The following is a 16,687-nucleotide window of genomic DNA, read 5'->3' as shown; positions in this document are numbered from 1 at the left end:
CCGTTCGGCCAATCTCCAGAAAGCTAACTCGCTGACAATTGTTCCACGTGAATCCATAAATCATTGATCGATACGGTCTTATATAACCCTCTATCTAGTAAGCTATTACGAGTATACTTATCGCTTATAAAGCACCCGAAATAGTTGTTGTATAATTTATATTATGTTAACTAGACTTTTTAAAAATAGAGGACAGCCGTTTCAAGCTGTCCTCTATCCTTATCCTTTTACTTCGACACAGGGAACCTTCTTCTCTTCAAACTGCTTCAGAATATTCTGAAGGTTTGTCAGGTTGTCGTTCAAATCCTGATCCGAATCTTTCACGGATTTTGCTTTCTCGAAATACGGCAGCGCTTGTTTGAACTTACCGCAAACCTGACCTTCGATTTCTTTGCCGCGTGCCTGGTATTCTTTCATGTCCATCGACTCCAGTTGTTTCCGGATCTGAATAGCTTCGTTAAAGTAAGCCGCACCCAGGTTGAAATTGGCGTCAAAGCTGTTGGCATCCACCTGCAATGCTTTTTGGTAGTACTCTTTCATTGACACGCGATTGCTTTCCAGGTTCTTCGTCAGGTCAGCAATCTTCTGCGTCTGATCACCAGCGGCCTGCGCCTGTTGCGCCTGAGTTTGTACGTCCTTCTCCAAACCGGACATTTTCGTTTGCGAATCCGTGATCATCTGCTTTACGCGCGTAATCTGGTTTTTCACATCAACGTTTTTCGGCTCCCGCTTGGCCCGGGCACTCAGCCGGGTCAATTCGGCCTGCGATTCTTTCAGCACCATTTTTTCCTCTTCCAGCTGCTTGGCGGCACCAGGGCCTTTCTTGGCGCTACCGGACATTTTGTTCAACTCATCCGACTGCGAACGCTGAATGTTATCGTACAGGCCCGCCATCGTCAACAAATTAGTCAGGTTGTTGGGGTCTTTCGCCAGAATGTCTTTCAGGTTTTTGATCGCATCCTCTTCTTTACCCGTCGAAACCAGAATGCTTACCTTCTGCGTGCTCAGGTCTTTGCTGTTTGGCAAATTCGCAATGCCTTTGTCGATTGTGGCCAGCGCCTTCTCAATTTCCTTGTCCTGGTAGTACAGACTCACCAGCGTAGTGTAAACCGAGACGTCTTTTCCACCATTGGCGATGTACCGCTCAAAATTCGTTTTGGCATCGGCGTTGTTATTCGCTCCCTGCGCAAATATTCCGCCGTACAAGGCCGCCGTCGTATCCTTCGGGTTGATCTCACCCGCTTTTGCCATCAGGGCCGCAGCATCCTTCAGATTTTTAGCCTGGTACTTGTAGATCCCCGAGTTCATGAAAGCCTGGAACATCGTCTGCCCTTTCAGGGCTTCTTCGGCTTCTTTGGCCATTTTACCCGGCCCACCCGACTTCTTATCTTTGTCTAACTCGACTACTTTTTTGTACGCTTCATAAGCAACGTTTGCGGCATTCGAGTCCAGCTTGATAGCCTGCGTGGCGATGTTCTCATACGTTTTGGCGCGATCCATCCAGGTTTTGGGCTTGGCCGACGATTTTTCATCCGTGATGGCCTTGTCGCTTTTTTCTTTCTCGCTCTGGAAGGTTTTTTCAGTCAGAGCATCAAGGCCTTGTTGAGCATAGGCTCCTACTGATAAAAATCCCGCCAGTAGAAAGAACGAGAGTCGTTTCATGGGACTAAAATTTGTGGTTGAACGTTTCATTCAGAATTAATTTTGGAAAGTACCGAATAAAATATGGGATTATCAAGCCATTTACTCAGACGCGGTTTCCTCCAACCCATCGCCTGACACCCCCGCTTCCCCGGTCGCCGGTTCGGTTTCCTCATCTTCTTCGCGCGCAATTCGGGTTACCGACGAAATTTCGTCCCCGTCCCGCAGGTTGATCAGCCGCACGCCCTGGGTGTTCCGGCCAATGACCCGAACCTCCTCCACGTGCATCCGGATGGCGGTTCCCGATTTCGTAATGATCATCAGATCATCGGAATCCGTAACCTCCAAAATCCCGACCAGATTGCCGACTTTATCGGTTACCTTCAGCGTACCAACGCCTTTGGCACCCCGGTTGGTTACCCGGTATTCGTCCAGCGGGGAGCGTTTGCCGAACCCTTTCTGCGAAACCACCAGCAACTGGGCATCCTCGCGACCGATGCAAACCATACCGACGGCTTTTACGCCTTCTTCCAGATCAATCCCCCGAACCCCGGCGGCCGTCCGACCCATCGGACGAACCCGGCTTTCGTTGAACCGAACGGCTTTTCCTTCGCTCGATGCAATGATGATATCGTTCTGTCCATTGGTCATACACACATTCAGCAGCCGGTCTCCCTCCTCTTCGTTGATCGTGATGGCGATGATCCCGTTCTGCCGCGGACGGGAATAAGCTTCCAGCAAGGTTTTCTTGATGGTTCCCTGCTCCGTACACATCACAATGTAATTGTTGTTGATGTAGTCGGTATTTTTGAGATCCTTCACATTGATCACCGCCCGGACCTTATCATCCGATTCGATGTTGATGAAGTTCGCCAGGGGCCGTCCTTTCGAATCGCGCGCGCCTTCGGGCAGTTCATAAACCGGCAACCAGTACAATCGTCCTTTCTGGGTAAAAATCAGCAGCGTATTGTGCATGGTGGCCATGAACAAATGCTCCGTGAAGTCGTCCTCCTTGGTTTTAGCGGCCCGTGAGCCAACGCCACCCCGGCTTTGCGTCCGGTATTCGGTCAACGGCGTCCGTTTGATGTATCCCTGGTGCGAAATGGTGATGAGCATTTCCTCGTCGGCAATCAGCGACAGATCGCTGATGTTACCATCACCCAGCATGTTGATTTCCGTCCGGCGGGCATCGCCGTAGCGGGCCTTGAGTTCAAGCAGTTCTTCGCGGATAATTTCCAGCTTGCGTTCTTCGCTGGCCAGAATGCCTTTCAAATCGGCAATCAGCCGGGCCAGTTCTTCGTATTCGGCAACAATCTTATCGCGCTCCAGTCCGGTCAACCGTTGCAGCCGCAGTTCGAGAATCGCCTTGGCCTGAACTTCCGACAACTGGAACCGCTCGATCAAGCCGTTCTTGGCCACGTCCGGGTCGCGCGAACTCCGGATCAGTTCGATCACCGCATCCAGGTTATCCAGGGCGATCAGCAAACCTTCCAAAATATGCGCCCGCTTTTCGGCTTCCCGCAGTTCGTACAGCGTCCGGCGGGTAATCACCTCCTGGCGGTGCTCCACGTAATACCGGATCATGTCTTTCAGGTTCAGCAAAACCGGCCGGCCTTTCACCAGCGCGACATTGTTGATATTGAAAGACGACTGCAGCTGGGTGTACTTATAGAGGTTGTTCAGCACCACGTTCGGCACGGCATCGCGTTTGATGTCATACACCACGCGCAGACCGTCGCGGTCCGACTCATCCCGAAAGGCCGAAATACCCTCAATTTTCTTGTCATTGATCAACTCCGCGGTTTTTTCCAGCATCATCGCCTTGTTGACCATATAGGGAACATCCGTCACAATAATCTGCGTCTTCCCTTTATTTTCCTCAATGGTGGCGTGGGCCCGCAACACCACCCGGCCCTGACCCGTCCGGAAGGCATTCTTGACGCCTTCCATTCCGTAAATCGTGGCCCCCGTCGGAAAATCCGGAGCGCTGATGTGCTCCATCAGTTCATCGACGGTGATGTCGTGGTTTTCAATGTAGGCCACAATCCCGTTCACCACTTCGGTCAGGTTGTGGGGTGCCATGTTGGTGGCCATCCCGACGGCAATTCCCGACGAGCCGTTCAGCAACAGGTTCGGCAGTTTGGCCGGCATTACGCTCGGTTCTTCCAGCGAATCGTCGAAGTTGGGCTGGAAATCAACCGTTTCCTTGTATATATCCGTCAGTATTTCTTCCGCAATCCGCTTCAAACGGGCTTCGGTGTACCGCATAGCCGCCGGAGCGTCGCCGTCGATGGAACCGAAGTTGCCCTGCCCATCCACCAGCGGATACCGCAGCGACCAGTCCTGGGCCATCCGCACCATGGTGCTGTACACCGAGGAGTCGCCGTGGGGGTGATATTTTCCCAACACCTCCCCGACAATCCGGGCCGACTTTTTAAAGGGTTTGTTATAATTGACCCCCAACTCCGCCATGCCAAACAAAACCCGCCGGTGCACCGGCTTCAGACCGTCCCGCACGTCGGGCAGAGCACGCGAGATGATAACCGACATCGAATAATCGATGTAGGCACCGCGCATTTCGTCTTCAATGTTGATGGGGATAATGTTGGTGGAGTTGTTTTGTTCTTCTGTCTCTTCTGCCATAAGAAGTCAATTCTTTGTCCGGTAATACGAACGAAGCGATGGTTAAAAAAGTGGAACCAAACCGTAGAAAATCATCGGACGGCTGGAGGCCCATTCAACGATTGGCCTATCATACAAATATGCAAAAAAATCGCCACAAATAAAAGTATTTGCCACAGGTAGTGCAATTTCTCCACCCCTGAATCCGCTTGCTTTCGGCCGCCTGCCCGGCATCTCAAACGAATCTTCCGATCCAACGCTTCCCTCCTGCTTAAGGCCACCTATATGGGTTGGCTCCAGGTCATCCGTTGGTTCGCACGTATCCTCCATCCGCTACTCTTTTCCGGTCACTATCCAATTCCTACAAAATGGTAAGTAATGTACTGAAGGAAGGACGGATTTGGTTTTCAAAAAGTTTAAGCGGGGATAAATTGGATTTGACCGGCATTCGTTATCTTTGAGAAACGACCTGCCGCCATTCCTGTTCAATGAATCCCAAATACCGCATTATCATTACCGACGACGACGATGACGACCGGCTTCTGTTTAAGTCCGTAGTGGATAAAAGCTGGCTGGATTGCGAGGTCCTTTTTGCGAGTGATGGTGTTGAACTTCTGGAACATCTGAACGCCAATCCCCGGCAATTACCGGCCCTGATCTTTCTGGATCTGAACATGCCCCGCATGGATGGTTTTACGACCCTGAACGAACTCCGCGCCAACCCGGCCTACCGCGCCATTCCGGTTCTTGTCCTGACCACCTCTTCGCTGCCCGAACACATCACCCGCTGTTATGAGCTGGGGGCGAACTCGTACCTGATAAAACCGTCTAGCTACCAGCAGCTTAGTTACCTCATCGACCAGACCCGGACCTTCTGGATCCACGCGGCCCGCATTCCGGCCAATCACTGACCTTCCGGCCTCTCCCCCGGTTTTCTGCGCAAAAATTACGCGAACCGATGAAAACATATTGTCTGTTAATTAGTATGTTAGTCCCATCATTACCGGACGTTGGATGCACGACATGAAAAGCTGGTTTTTTTCGGGCGGAAAGAGCAACCCCATTTTCCGTGGTTACCTGATGCTGCTGGCTTTGCTGCTAACGGGTTGTTCCCCAATCGAACTGGAGTCCACCGATCCGGCCCTGCCTCAGGCCCGACTGGGCGTTCAGGACCTCCGCACCGTCGATTTTAAGTTGCAAACCGTGGCATTAACCGGAAGCTGGAAATGGTACTGGCAGGCGCTCCGAAAACCGGGTGATCCGGAAATCCCCGCCGAATTTACCCCGTTTCCCCTACGCTGGGACCAGCAAACCTGGAAAAATCAGCCCCTTCCCTCCTACGGATATGCCACCTATGCGCTGACGGTTTTGCTGCCCGCCCAAACGCCCCCGCTGGCCCTCAAACTACCCGATGCGTTTACGTCGTACCGCCTGTTTGTAAACGGGCAGGAATTTACCCACAGCGGTTTTCCCGGAACGACCCGCGAAACCACCACTCCATTCTGGTCCACCCAGGTCAAACCGCTGCCGCCCACCTCCGATACCCTCCGGCTGCTGCTCCAGGTCGCTAATTTTCACCACTCCAAAGGGGGCGTTTACAAACCGCTGGAGCTGGGCCCGGCCGACGTTCTGCTGATTGATTTCAACCGCGAGCAAATGCTGGTTTTTTTCCTGACCGGCTGTCTGTTTATGGGGGGGCTGTTTTTTCTGGGCCTGTTCCTTTTTGGTCGGCACGAGATTTCAATTCTTTACTTTTCGGTTTTCTGCCTGCTCTACAGTTACCGCATCGTCGGCACCGACCTCTACGCCCTCCATACGCTCTTTCAGGATACGGGATGGTCACTGACGCTGCACCTCGAATACCTGTCGCTCTTTTTGAGCGTGGCCACGTTTGCGCTGTATACCGGGTCGCTGTATCCGGAAGATGTCAGCCGATGGTTTATCCGGGCGATGGCCTCCATCAGTCTGCTGTTTGCCGGGGTGACGATCGTGTTTCCGCCCCCGGTTTTTACCCAGCTGATTTCGCCTTTTCTGGGGCTGATGGTCGTCTACATCGCCTACGCCTTTTATATATACTGGCTGGCGGCCCGCCGGAACCGCCCGGGGGCGACCTACTCGCTGCTAAGCACGGGCGTGTTGCTGGCGGTTTTTGTTGTCATCATCCTGAAGTATTTTCAGGTGGCATTTCCCGAAGACCTGGTGTTGTTCGTCGGCTACGTCGGTTTTTTCTTTCTGCAATCGCTTGTGCTGTCGTTTCGGTTTGCCAATACCCTGCAGCGGGCCAAGGAACAGGCGGAAGAGGGCCTGCGGATCAAAAGCGAATTTCTGAGCACGATGAGCCACGAAATCCGCACCCCGCTCAACGCCGTGATCGGCATGACGCACCTGCTGCTTCAGGACAAACCGCGTCAGGACCAGAAACAGCACCTGGACGTGATGTTGTTCTCGGCCAAAAACCTGCTCCACATCGTCAACGATATTCTGGATTTCAACCGGATTGAAGCGGGCAAAACCATCCTCGAAACCATTCCGATGGACCCGGTCGGCATTCTGCAAAATGTGGTGTCGAGCTATCAGGTGGCCGCGAAAGAGAAGGCGCTGGAGTTGCGGCTGGTGGTCGATCCGGACTATTCCGGCAAAATCGGCGGTGATCCCACCCGGCTGGCGCAGGTGATTTCCAACCTCGTCCACAACGCCATCAAGTTCACGGAAAAAGGCCACGTATTGGTCAGTCTGGCCGTCAACGGACGAACGGACCAAACCATCACCCTCACCTTTTCCATTGAAGATACCGGCATCGGGATTGCCCCCGAAAAGCAGGAACTCGTTTTCAACCGCTTCACGCAGGCCGATTCGTCGATGTCCCGCAGCTACGGCGGCACCGGCCTCGGTCTGACCATCTGCCGGCGAATTCTGGAGTTGCAGCACGTGGACCTCCGGTTGCAGAGCGAACCGGGCCAGGGTTCCCGGTTTTATTTCACGCAGACCTTTCCGATCATGGCCCAACCGTCCGAAAATCAGGAAGAACCCAATCCCGTACTCAAGGAAAAACCGCTGGAAGGCATGATCATTTTGGTGGTCGATGACAACGCCATGAACATCATGCTGGCCAAAACCATTCTGAACCGGCTCGGGGCGTCGGTCGATGTGGCCACCAACGGCCAGGAAGCCGTCGACCGGCTCGATTCCTCCCGGCACAACCTGATTTTAATGGATTTGCAGATGCCGGTCATGGACGGGTACGAAGCCACGCGGATCATCCGGGAACGCAACGAAACCCTGCCGATCATCGCCCTGACCGCCAGCCTGGCGCAGGAGGTCGGCGACCGCGCCCAAACCGCCGGACTAAACGAAATTCTGGTCAAACCCTACAACCCGGCCCTTCTCACCCGGGTCATTTTAAAACACCTCCACCTTCCGAACTAGGGAAAAACCGGTTTTTAACGACCGGCTGACCGTTGGATAAGTCGCCATTTCCGGTTTCTGACTATTTTCAGTACCTTACTTTCCAGGCTGAATCTGAATAGGAGAATGGACAAACCGGTTGTTTACCTTGCCAGCGCAAATCCGACGACGTTAGCGAAAGAATACGAAGCGTATCTGGGCGAATTAAAAATTGAAATCAAGGCCATCAGCCGGCTTCTCAACGACCTGGAGCTTAAAGACCTTCTCACCTTTACGGCCTACGCCACCGAAACCGACGCCGACGACATTCACAATGCGGTGATCAGCATCGATAAAAATCTGGCGGTTTTTCATTATTGCGGCCACGCCAGCCAGACCCATTTTACGCTGACCGACGGCAGCTACCACCAGGATCGTTTCCTGAAATTGCTGAGTGGCAAAAAACCGAAGCTGGTGTTTTTGAACGGCTGCTCCACCTACGGCTACGTCGAAGCCCTGCTCGACCACGGGGTCGAAGCCGTCATTGCCACCTCAACCGCCGTTCCCGACGGGCCGGCCAGCCAGTTTGCCATCAAGTTCTACGAATCGTTTACGCGCCCCCGCCGGTCGTTGCAGCAGGCCTTTGATGAAGCGGTTTCCACCCTGCCCTCCCTGACCGGCCGCCAGTCCCTCTACCTGCGGGGCGCCATCCCGACCGGCCCGCCGGAAACCCCCTGCGCCTGGGGGTTGTACTGCCGGAATGATGCGGTTTTGACCTGGTGTCTGCTCAACGACCGCTCGCTGCTCCCCGCCGAAAAAGGACTGGCCGATAAGCAGCTTGCCTACCTGTGCGGCCGCGACGAATACCGCACGGCCTTCGACGCCAGTTTCAGTCTGGACGCCATGAACCGGCCCGTTCAGCACTACCTGCTGGTGGGCGAGGATTGCCAGTCTCCGCTCGGACTGGCGCGCAAACTGGTGTACGAAAAGATTACCAACAAACCCGAAAACCACTACAACTACCCTTTTCACCCGGAGGATAACCGGACGGTTTACCTCAACGGCTCCCACAAAAACGTAAACAAAATCAGTTTTGCCATTTATGAAGTCTTGAAAGGCCGGACGAAAACCAGCAGTTATTCGTTCCCGGATTTCCTGAAAATCCCGGAAGTTCAGCACAACGAGTACACGCTGGTGGCGTTGAAAATCAGCGCCGACGATTTAAACGGAAGCGTACGGCAGGCCATTCGCCAGTTTATGGACCAGTTCCGCCCGGCCGAACCGGCGGCCCAGCCCGCCAAACCACCTTATTTTTTATTTTTCTGGAACATCATCTACACCCCGAAAGAAAACTGGTTTTCGGCTTTTTTTGAGGGCAACCCGGTCCGGAAAATTCTCAGGCCGTTTCAGGAATCGGACCTGGTCAATCCGCAGGAGCCGGAGAAAAGTGCGCTGATCATTCTCAATCAGGACGAGCAGTTCCTGTCGGTACCGAAGGGCGAAAACGAGCTGCACCGCTGGTTTCGGAATTACCTCCAGTCGGTGCCCGAAACCGAGCGGGAAAAAGTGGCCGGCGAGGTTTTCAGATCCAAAAAGATCGATGTGGAAGTGCTGGAAGACAAGTTGTTGACGCTTATCGCCCACCTCAGGCTTTCTCAAACCCGTTAGGAATATGGCTCTGGTCGAAAAATTTACGTTTGACAAACAAAACGAACTGGATGCGCCCCGGATGGCAAAAAATCCGTCGGATTACATCCTCGACACGGCGCTGGCGAATGCCGTTCGCGTGGCGATTCTGCTCAAGCAGCCCTTGTTGCTGACCGGCGAACCCGGAACCGGAAAAACCCGACTGGCCGAAAAACTTGCCGCCGACCTGCACGCTGCGTTCCCGGAGGAATACCTCGAAAGACCGCTGGTGTTCAACACCAAAACCGTGTCGGCATCCACCGATTTATTTTACCTCTACGACGCACTGGGCCATTTCCACGCCACCCATTTCGACGCGGCCCAATCCGACGGACCCAACCGGAAAACCGCCCCGGTTTTGTCGGTTCCGGAAAAACCGTCCGTTCCGGAAGTGACTAAACACATCCGGCTTCAGGCGCTGGGGCAGGCCATCGTGCTGAGCAGCCAGGAAATGCTCGACAAATGCCCTTACCTGCCCGTGAAGGACATCGACGCGTCGAAACCCCGCAGTTCGGTGGTGTTGATTGACGAAGTGGATAAAGCCCCCCGGGATTTCACGAACGATCTGCTCAATGAACTGGACCGCTTCCAGTTTCAGGTGCGGGAAGATGGCAACGCCGAGTACAAAATCGGCGACCGGAACGTGTTTGTGATTCTGACCAGCAATTCGGAGAACAACCTGCCGGACGCCTTTCTGCGCCGGTGTATTTTTTACCACATCAAGTTTCCGGAAAAGCAGGAATTACAGAAAATCGTCTGGAACCAGATTTTCAATAAATTTCCGGACCTGACGGCCAGCGACGCAAAACGCCAGGCCGTGGAGCAGCGCATCGCAGAATACATCACCTTTTTCGACGACGTGAAAACCAGCGTATCGAAGAAAAAACCGGCAACGGCCGAACTCATCAGCTGGATTTATTTCCTGCGGCACGCGATTCTGAACGGGCAAAGCCTCCGCGAAGTTCCGGAAGCGACGCGCCAGGCCAGTTTCAGCATTCTGGCCAAACACGCGGAAGACCTCGAAATCATTCGGAAAATGACGCCCTAACGGTTGGTTCCGAAAACCCATGACGCCCCCGCCCGCCTATCGACTGTTGCCCCTCGGCGAATTGCTTGAACAGCTTCGCCAGGTAGGCTTCGCGATTACGCCAGAGATCTACGACCGGTGTTTTCGGGTGAGCAGTGCGTATTTTCCGAATGGGCTGACCCAAGCCGAAGAAGACCGGCAACACCAGCAGCTCCGCGAATTGCTGGGTCCGGTGGTGGCCCGCTCCGAAAGCGAGCTGGAAAATTTCGGGCTTATTTTCGACCGGGTCCTGGCCAATCCTGAACTGACCACCGACCGTTCGGAGCCGGCTGATCCCCAGGACCAGAGCACCTCACCGGAGACGGAAGAAAAACCGCCCCGCCCAAATTACCGCCTGATTGGGGCCCTTCTGCTGGCAGCGGTCCTGGTGCTGGCCGGTATCGTCCTTTATAAAATCCTGACACCCAGTCCGGTTTTACCCGACCCCGTTCCAACCCCCGCCGACACCAACCGTTCCGTGGTTTTGGACTCCGGTTTACCCGCAACGCCCACCACGTCCCCGGCCGCGCCCGTCGAATCGTTTCCGCTAATCAGAGCCGCAGAAACCGTTCTGACGACCTACCAGCTTAATCCCTGGACCCTGTTGCTGGCGGTTCTCTTCGGCACGGGCGCCGTCGGGGCAATCGCCTACCGGTTTTTTTATCCGCTGCGAAAAATCAGGCCCAGCAACCGCCCGCCTTATTTTTTAACTTTCCCCGATCAGGAAAAAACCATCCAACAAACCGAGTCGCTGGACACCTGGGCGCGTCAGCTCAACCAGCGCGACGAAAGCCAACGGCGAACGATGGATATTGGTCGGAGCATCCGGGCTACGGCCCGTGCCGGCGGGTATCCCACGATTCATTACCGGCCCATTAAAGTGCGTCCGCGTTACCTCGTTCTGATCGACAACCGCTCGACGTTTCACCAGCAGGCCCGGCTTTACAGTTACCTGGGAACGGTTTTGGCCGCGGGGGAAGTGGAATTAGAGACGTTTTTTTTCAACGCCGATCCGCGCATTTGCTGGAGCGAAAAATACCCGAATGGCATTGGCCCGGAAGACCTGTACCGGTTTCACCGCACTTCCTACCTGGTGCTGATGACGGACGGCATCCGACTCATTGATTTCAACACCGGCGCGCTGGCGTCCTGGGTCGCTAGGCTGTTCGGCCCGTGGGAAAAACGCGCGATACTGACCCCGGTATATCCCGACAACTGGCAGGCCGTCGAGCAACTGCTTGTTCCGTTTTTCATCCTGCTCCCGACCACGCCCGAGGGTCAGCTGGCGCTGCGGGACTATTTTCTGGCGCAGGACCGACCAACTTTTTCGGAATTGCGGGAACGCTTTCAGGTCGATCCGGACCCCGCCCCCGACCGTGGCATCTTTGGCGTAGCCGCCGAAAAACTCAGCCTTGCCGACGTGGATCGGTTTCTGGAAAAGCCGTTTCGGACCGAACAGCCGACCTTACAAGGGTTTACAGTGTTGAAGCAATGGGCGTACGCGACCGCCCTCTACCCCACCCCGACCTGGGAAATGACGCTGATCATTGGAAAAGCCCTTGAGGGATATTACGAGACTATGGCGATCGTCACGACCACCAATCTCCTGAAAATAACCGCCTTACCCTGGCTTCAACAGCAAAAAATACCGGAAAAACTGCGGCAGGAGTTGCTGGAGCGGTTTTCGGAATTACCGGAAAAGCTAAAAACTGCCGTTCGCAGTGCCGTGCTGGATTTGCTGCAATCGGTGCCGGTGGTGCCGGGCAGCGGGGCCGCAGAAGAACGCGACGTGCACACGTACGAAATCTGGCTCACCGACGAAAACCGGAAACGGGAAGCCCTGCAGCAACTGGCGCCGTTCCAGAAAGCCGGACTGATTGCCGACAAACGGGTGGCACACCGCGTGAAAGCCCGCAGCCAGCGCCAAAACCGGGTGTACTGGGGACTGCTGGCGGCCGTTGCGGTTTTTCTGTTGGCGGCCGGTTATCAGACCCAGCCGCCCGGCCAGCAGGAATCGGCGGGCGGGCTGGGCCGGTTTTTGTATTCCGAAACGGCCCGGGTTGGTTCCGACAGCGCGGTGATTTACAACAACCTGGCGACTGCGGTTTCGCAGGACAGCCTCAAAGACAGCGCGACGGCCTTCCGGGTGCTGCGCAGCGGTCAGGCGCTGGGATTCCGGTTTCCGTCGCCCTTTCAAACCACTGCCCTCCGTTCGTTGCCGGAGGCTGAGTTGTATGCGTTACGAATTGTCTTTTTAAGGGCTTCGGGCCGTTACCGCCCCACCTTTGAGGCCCTGTACAACCTCCACGCGCTGCGCTACCAACGGGGAGCTGAACTCGATACCGCCCGCCAACTCGTTTCTCAGGAAAAGGTCGTTGCGTTGCGGAATATCAAAGCGATCATGGCCCCCACCGCCTGGTTTTTATCCGCCGACCGGATTCCGCCGGATTCGACCCTGGCGCAGTACCTGAAAATCTTGAATCTGGATCGCCCCATCGACACCATCCGAACTCAGCTGCGGGATTTGGCCGGTGACAGCCATCGGCCCATTAGTTACTACCGAAACGACAATCTGGAAATTCAGACCATCCGTACGGCCAGGCAGGCGGCTCAATTCAACCGGGTGCAACTCGTTCTGCCGGATGCGCCGACGGACAAAAGCCTGCTTACGCTGACCATCTCCCGGCTCCCGCTTTCGGCTTCCCAAATCGATTCGCTGGCCCGGCTCAATGCCGCCTGGATCCAATTGAATTACCGCCCATCCCTGGCAAACGAGCCGGTGGAAAGTGCACCGCCCGTCTCCAGCACCGTGACTTCCCGGCGCACCCCGGCGCGCAAACAGCCGGTTCGGACGAACAAAAAAGGCCCGGTTCGGTCGAAAAATCCAGTGTATCAGGCACCCGCGCAAACCCGACCCGAACAAGTACCGCCAACGGCGACTCCCCAGCAGCAGACGCCGGCCACCAACGTACCCACCGACACGACCGCCCGCGTAAAACAACCGGATCGGCCGGCAACCACCGTTCAACGGGGCATTCCGGGCGAGTACGGGGTTTTGGTGGGAACCCTGACGCAATCCAGCGTAGTGAACGACGACCTTTATCTGAAGGTCAGGGTCGGAAAAGCGGACTACCGGGTGAAAATTGACGCCAGACAGCCCAATGCGCCTACCAGTCAGGCCATTATCGCCATTGCCCAGGGTGCTGCGGTTCGAAAAATTCCGGCTTACCAGAAATTTAGTTCGGCGGCCCCCGGTTTTTATCCGGTCGAAAAAAACGGGACGGCGGGGGCACTGGATTACGTGCGGACGGGCGATTCGTACCAGGATTTTAAGGTCGTTGACAAGATGGCGGTTCCGGACCTGCGGAAACTGATGCTTTTTGTGCAGCAATTCGAGCTGACCGAGGCCCATTTTTACGAGTTGCTGCGCCGGCAGTTCGCCCGAATCCGCGACCACTTTTCTACTGACGGCGCCGGGCAACCCTTTCACGAAAACCGGGCGCTGGCCCCCGCCAATCTCCTGGAAAACCTGGCAATTCCCCGGAGATCACAACCTCGAATCTACGTATGGGGCGCCCGCTGGCAACCCGGTTCGGACGACCGGGTTTTTAAAATGCCGAACGGTTTTTATGAACTGCACTTTGTTCATTTCAATCAGGGTTCGGTCCCGCCGAACGACTCATTCAATGCCCCCTGGCAGGATGGCGGTTTGATGATTGAAGGCAGCACTCTGCAGGCGGTTGCCATCCGGTTTTCATCCCAGTCCACCCAAGTCGACGAAAACGGTGATCCGCTAAAACCGGCGACGGCAAAATAGGAAATTGAGCCCGCGGGGCTTTACCTTTGCGTCTAAACGTCCGGTTTATCCACTAGCCCCATGCGCAACCTTTTCCTGCTGCTTTTAGCCTGCCTCCTTTTCAAAACCGCCCCCGCCCAAACCGTCAGCCGGGTGGCCGACCCGGTGGAGTACGTTAACGTGCTGATGGGCACGGACTCCAAGCCGAGCTTGTCGAATGGCAACACCTACCCGGCCATCGCCCTGCCCTGGGGCATGAATTTCTGGATGCCGCAAACCGGTCGCATGGGTGACGGCTGGGCGTATACGTACGCGGCCGATAAAATCCGGGGCTTCAAACAGACGCACCAGCCCTCGCCCTGGATGAACGACTACGGCCAGTTTGCCATCATGCCCGTCACCGGCAACGTCCGTTTCGACGAGAACGAACGCGCGAGCTGGTTTTCGCACAAATCCGAAATTGCCAAACCGTATTACTACCGGGTGTACCTGGCCGACCATAACGTAACCACCGAAATTGCCCCCACCGAACGGGCCGCCCGCTTCCGGTTTACGTTTCCGCAAACCGACAGTGCCTCGGTGGTGATCGACGCGCTGGACAAGAGTTCGTTCATCAAAATCATTCCCGGTGAAAACAAGATCATCGGCTACACGACCAAAAACAGCGGGGGTGTTCCGGCCAATTTCAAGAATTATTTCGTCCTGATTTTCGACAAACCGTTCACGTACCGCACGGTTTTTCAGGGTAAACAGGCGGTAAGCCAGGTTCTCGAACGCCAGGCCGATCACGTCGGCGCGGTGGTCGGTTTTCAAACGAAAAAGGGTGAGGTGGTCAACGTCCGCGTGGCATCGTCGTTCATCAGCCCCGAACAGGCCGAACTGAATTTGCGGGAGATCGGCAGCGATTCGTTCGAAACCGTCGCGCAGAAAGCCAAAACCGCCTGGAATAAGGAACTGAGCCGGATCAAAATCGAAGGCGGCACGGTCGATCAAACCCGGACGTTCTACTCCTGCCTGTACCGCTCGCTGCTGTTTCCGCGCAAGTTCTACGAACTCGACGCCAACCGGAAAGTCGTTCATTACAGCCCCTACAACGGCCAGGTTCTACCCGGGTATCTGTTCACCGACACCGGTTTCTGGGATACCTTCCGTTCGCTGTTTCCGTTCCTCAACCTGATGTATCCGTCGCTCAACGCCCAGATGCAGGAAGGGCTGGCGAATGCCTACCGGGAAGGCGGCTGGCTGCCCGAATGGGCCAGTCCGGGCCTGCGCAACACCATGATCGGGTCCAATTCGGCCTCCATCGTGGCCGATGCGTACCTCAAAGGCCTGCGCGGTTACGACATCAACACGCTCTACGAAGCGGTTTTGAAAAACTCCGAAAACGAAGGCCCCATGGACGCCGTGGGTCGGCGGGGCGTTCAGTATTACAACGAGTTGGGGTACGTGCCGTACGATGTGAAGATCAACGAAAATGCCGCCCGGACGCTCGAATACGCCTACGCCGACTTTACGATTTACCAACTCGCCAAAGCCCTGAAACGACCGCAGGCCGAAATCGACCGGTTTGCCAAACGCAGCCAGAACTACCGCAACCTGTTCGACCCGGCTACGGGGCTGATGCGCGGCAAGAACAAGGACGGTTCGTTTCAGAAACCGTTCAACCCGTTCAAATGGGGGGACGCCTTCACGGAGGGCAATAGCTGGCACTACACCTGGTCGGTTTTTCACGATGTGCAGGGCCTGATCGGGCTGATGGGTGGACCCCGAAATTTTGTCGCCAAACTGGATTCGGTGTTCACGCTCCCACCGGTTTTTGACGAGAGCTACTACGGCAGCGTAATTCACGAAATCCGCGAAATGCAGATCGCCGACATGGGCAATTACGCCCACGGCAACCAGCCAATCCAGCACATGATTTACCTGTACAATTACGCCGGAGCGCCCTGGAAAACGCAGTATTGGGTCCGCGAAGCCCTGAACCGGCTCTATTTGCCCACGCCCGACGGCTACTGTGGCGACGAAGACAACGGCCAGACCTCGGCCTGGTACGTGTTCTCGGCGCTGGGCTTTTACCCGGTTTGTCCCGGAACGGATCAGTACGTGCTGGGTGCGCCCCTGTTTAAAAAGGCCACGCTGCAACTCGAAAACGGCAAACAACTGGTGATCAGCGCGCCGACCAACTCGGACAAAAACCGCTACGTGGACGCGGTGAACCTGAACGGAAAACCGCACGCTCAAAACTGGCTGAGTCACCAGGCGCTGCTGCGGGGCGGAACCGTGGAGTTTACGCTGCGGCCCACGCCCAACCAGCAACGCGGCACGCAGCCCGCGGCTTTCCCCTATTCTTTCTCGCAGGCGAAGCGGTAAGCGCCAGGCCAATCAGCGACGGAGAACCGGTTGAATGCCTCCATTTTATTTCATATATTAGCCATTCAAATCGCGTTCTCTGTTGCTTGCCGTTTATTGGATCGCTCTTCTGACTCATTAAT

At 55.4% G+C, this 16,687-nt stretch carries 8 protein-coding genes; 6 read left to right on the top strand and 2 right to left on the bottom strand.

The annotated features are described in order from the left end of the window. Window positions 1-219: 219 nt before the first annotated feature. Complete coding sequence (locus tag ACYVHX_RS25225) at window positions 220-1,662, bottom strand: tetratricopeptide repeat protein (RefSeq protein WP_460674473.1); 1,443 nt, start codon at window positions 1,660-1,662, stop codon at window positions 220-222. A gap of 81 nt (window positions 1,663-1,743) precedes the next feature. Then, window positions 1,744-4,284: a DNA gyrase subunit A gene (gyrA, locus tag ACYVHX_RS25220; RefSeq protein WP_460674472.1), complete on the bottom strand. Its 2,541-nt coding sequence runs from the start codon at window positions 4,282-4,284 to the stop codon at window positions 1,744-1,746. Window positions 4,285-4,751: 467 nt separating this feature from the next. On the opposite strand from gyrA, the gene ACYVHX_RS25215 reads away from it, so the two are divergent. The 6 genes from ACYVHX_RS25215 (at window position 4,752) to ACYVHX_RS25190 (ending at window position 16,565) form a co-directional block, all read left to right on the top strand. Then, a complete protein-coding gene (locus ACYVHX_RS25215; RefSeq protein WP_460674471.1) occupies window positions 4,752-5,174 on the top strand; it encodes a response regulator in 423 nt (140 codons plus the stop codon). Between the two features lie 112 nt (window positions 5,175-5,286). Beyond that, window positions 5,287-7,689, top strand: a complete 2,403-nt coding sequence (locus tag ACYVHX_RS25210; RefSeq protein ID WP_460674470.1) for an ATP-binding protein — start codon at window positions 5,287-5,289, stop codon at window positions 7,687-7,689. Window positions 7,690-7,725: 36 nt separating this feature from the next. Continuing rightward, the gene (locus ACYVHX_RS25205; protein ID WP_460674703.1) at window positions 7,726-9,315 is read left to right on the top strand and encodes a CHAT domain-containing protein; all 1,590 of its coding nucleotides are present in this window, start codon (window positions 7,726-7,728) and stop codon (window positions 9,313-9,315) included. A 4-nt stretch (window positions 9,316-9,319) separates the two neighbouring features. Next, a complete protein-coding gene (locus ACYVHX_RS25200) occupies window positions 9,320-10,381 on the top strand; it encodes an AAA family ATPase (protein WP_460674469.1) in 1,062 nt (353 codons plus the stop codon). A gap of 19 nt (window positions 10,382-10,400) precedes the next feature. Continuing rightward, complete coding sequence (locus ACYVHX_RS25195; RefSeq protein WP_460674468.1) at window positions 10,401-14,216, top strand: DUF2278 family protein; 3,816 nt, start codon at window positions 10,401-10,403, stop codon at window positions 14,214-14,216. A 60-nt stretch (window positions 14,217-14,276) separates the two neighbouring features. After that, window positions 14,277-16,565 carry a GH92 family glycosyl hydrolase gene (locus ACYVHX_RS25190; RefSeq protein ID WP_460674467.1) on the top strand — a complete coding sequence of 763 codons (2,289 nt, stop codon included), beginning with the start codon at window positions 14,277-14,279 and terminating at the stop codon, window positions 16,563-16,565. Window positions 16,566-16,687: the final 122 nt, after the last annotated feature.

The sequence above is a fragment of the Larkinella ripae genome (assembly GCF_054780775.1).
Note: the sequence above shows the minus strand (reverse complement) of the source record. Positions and strands in the feature narration are given on the sequence as shown.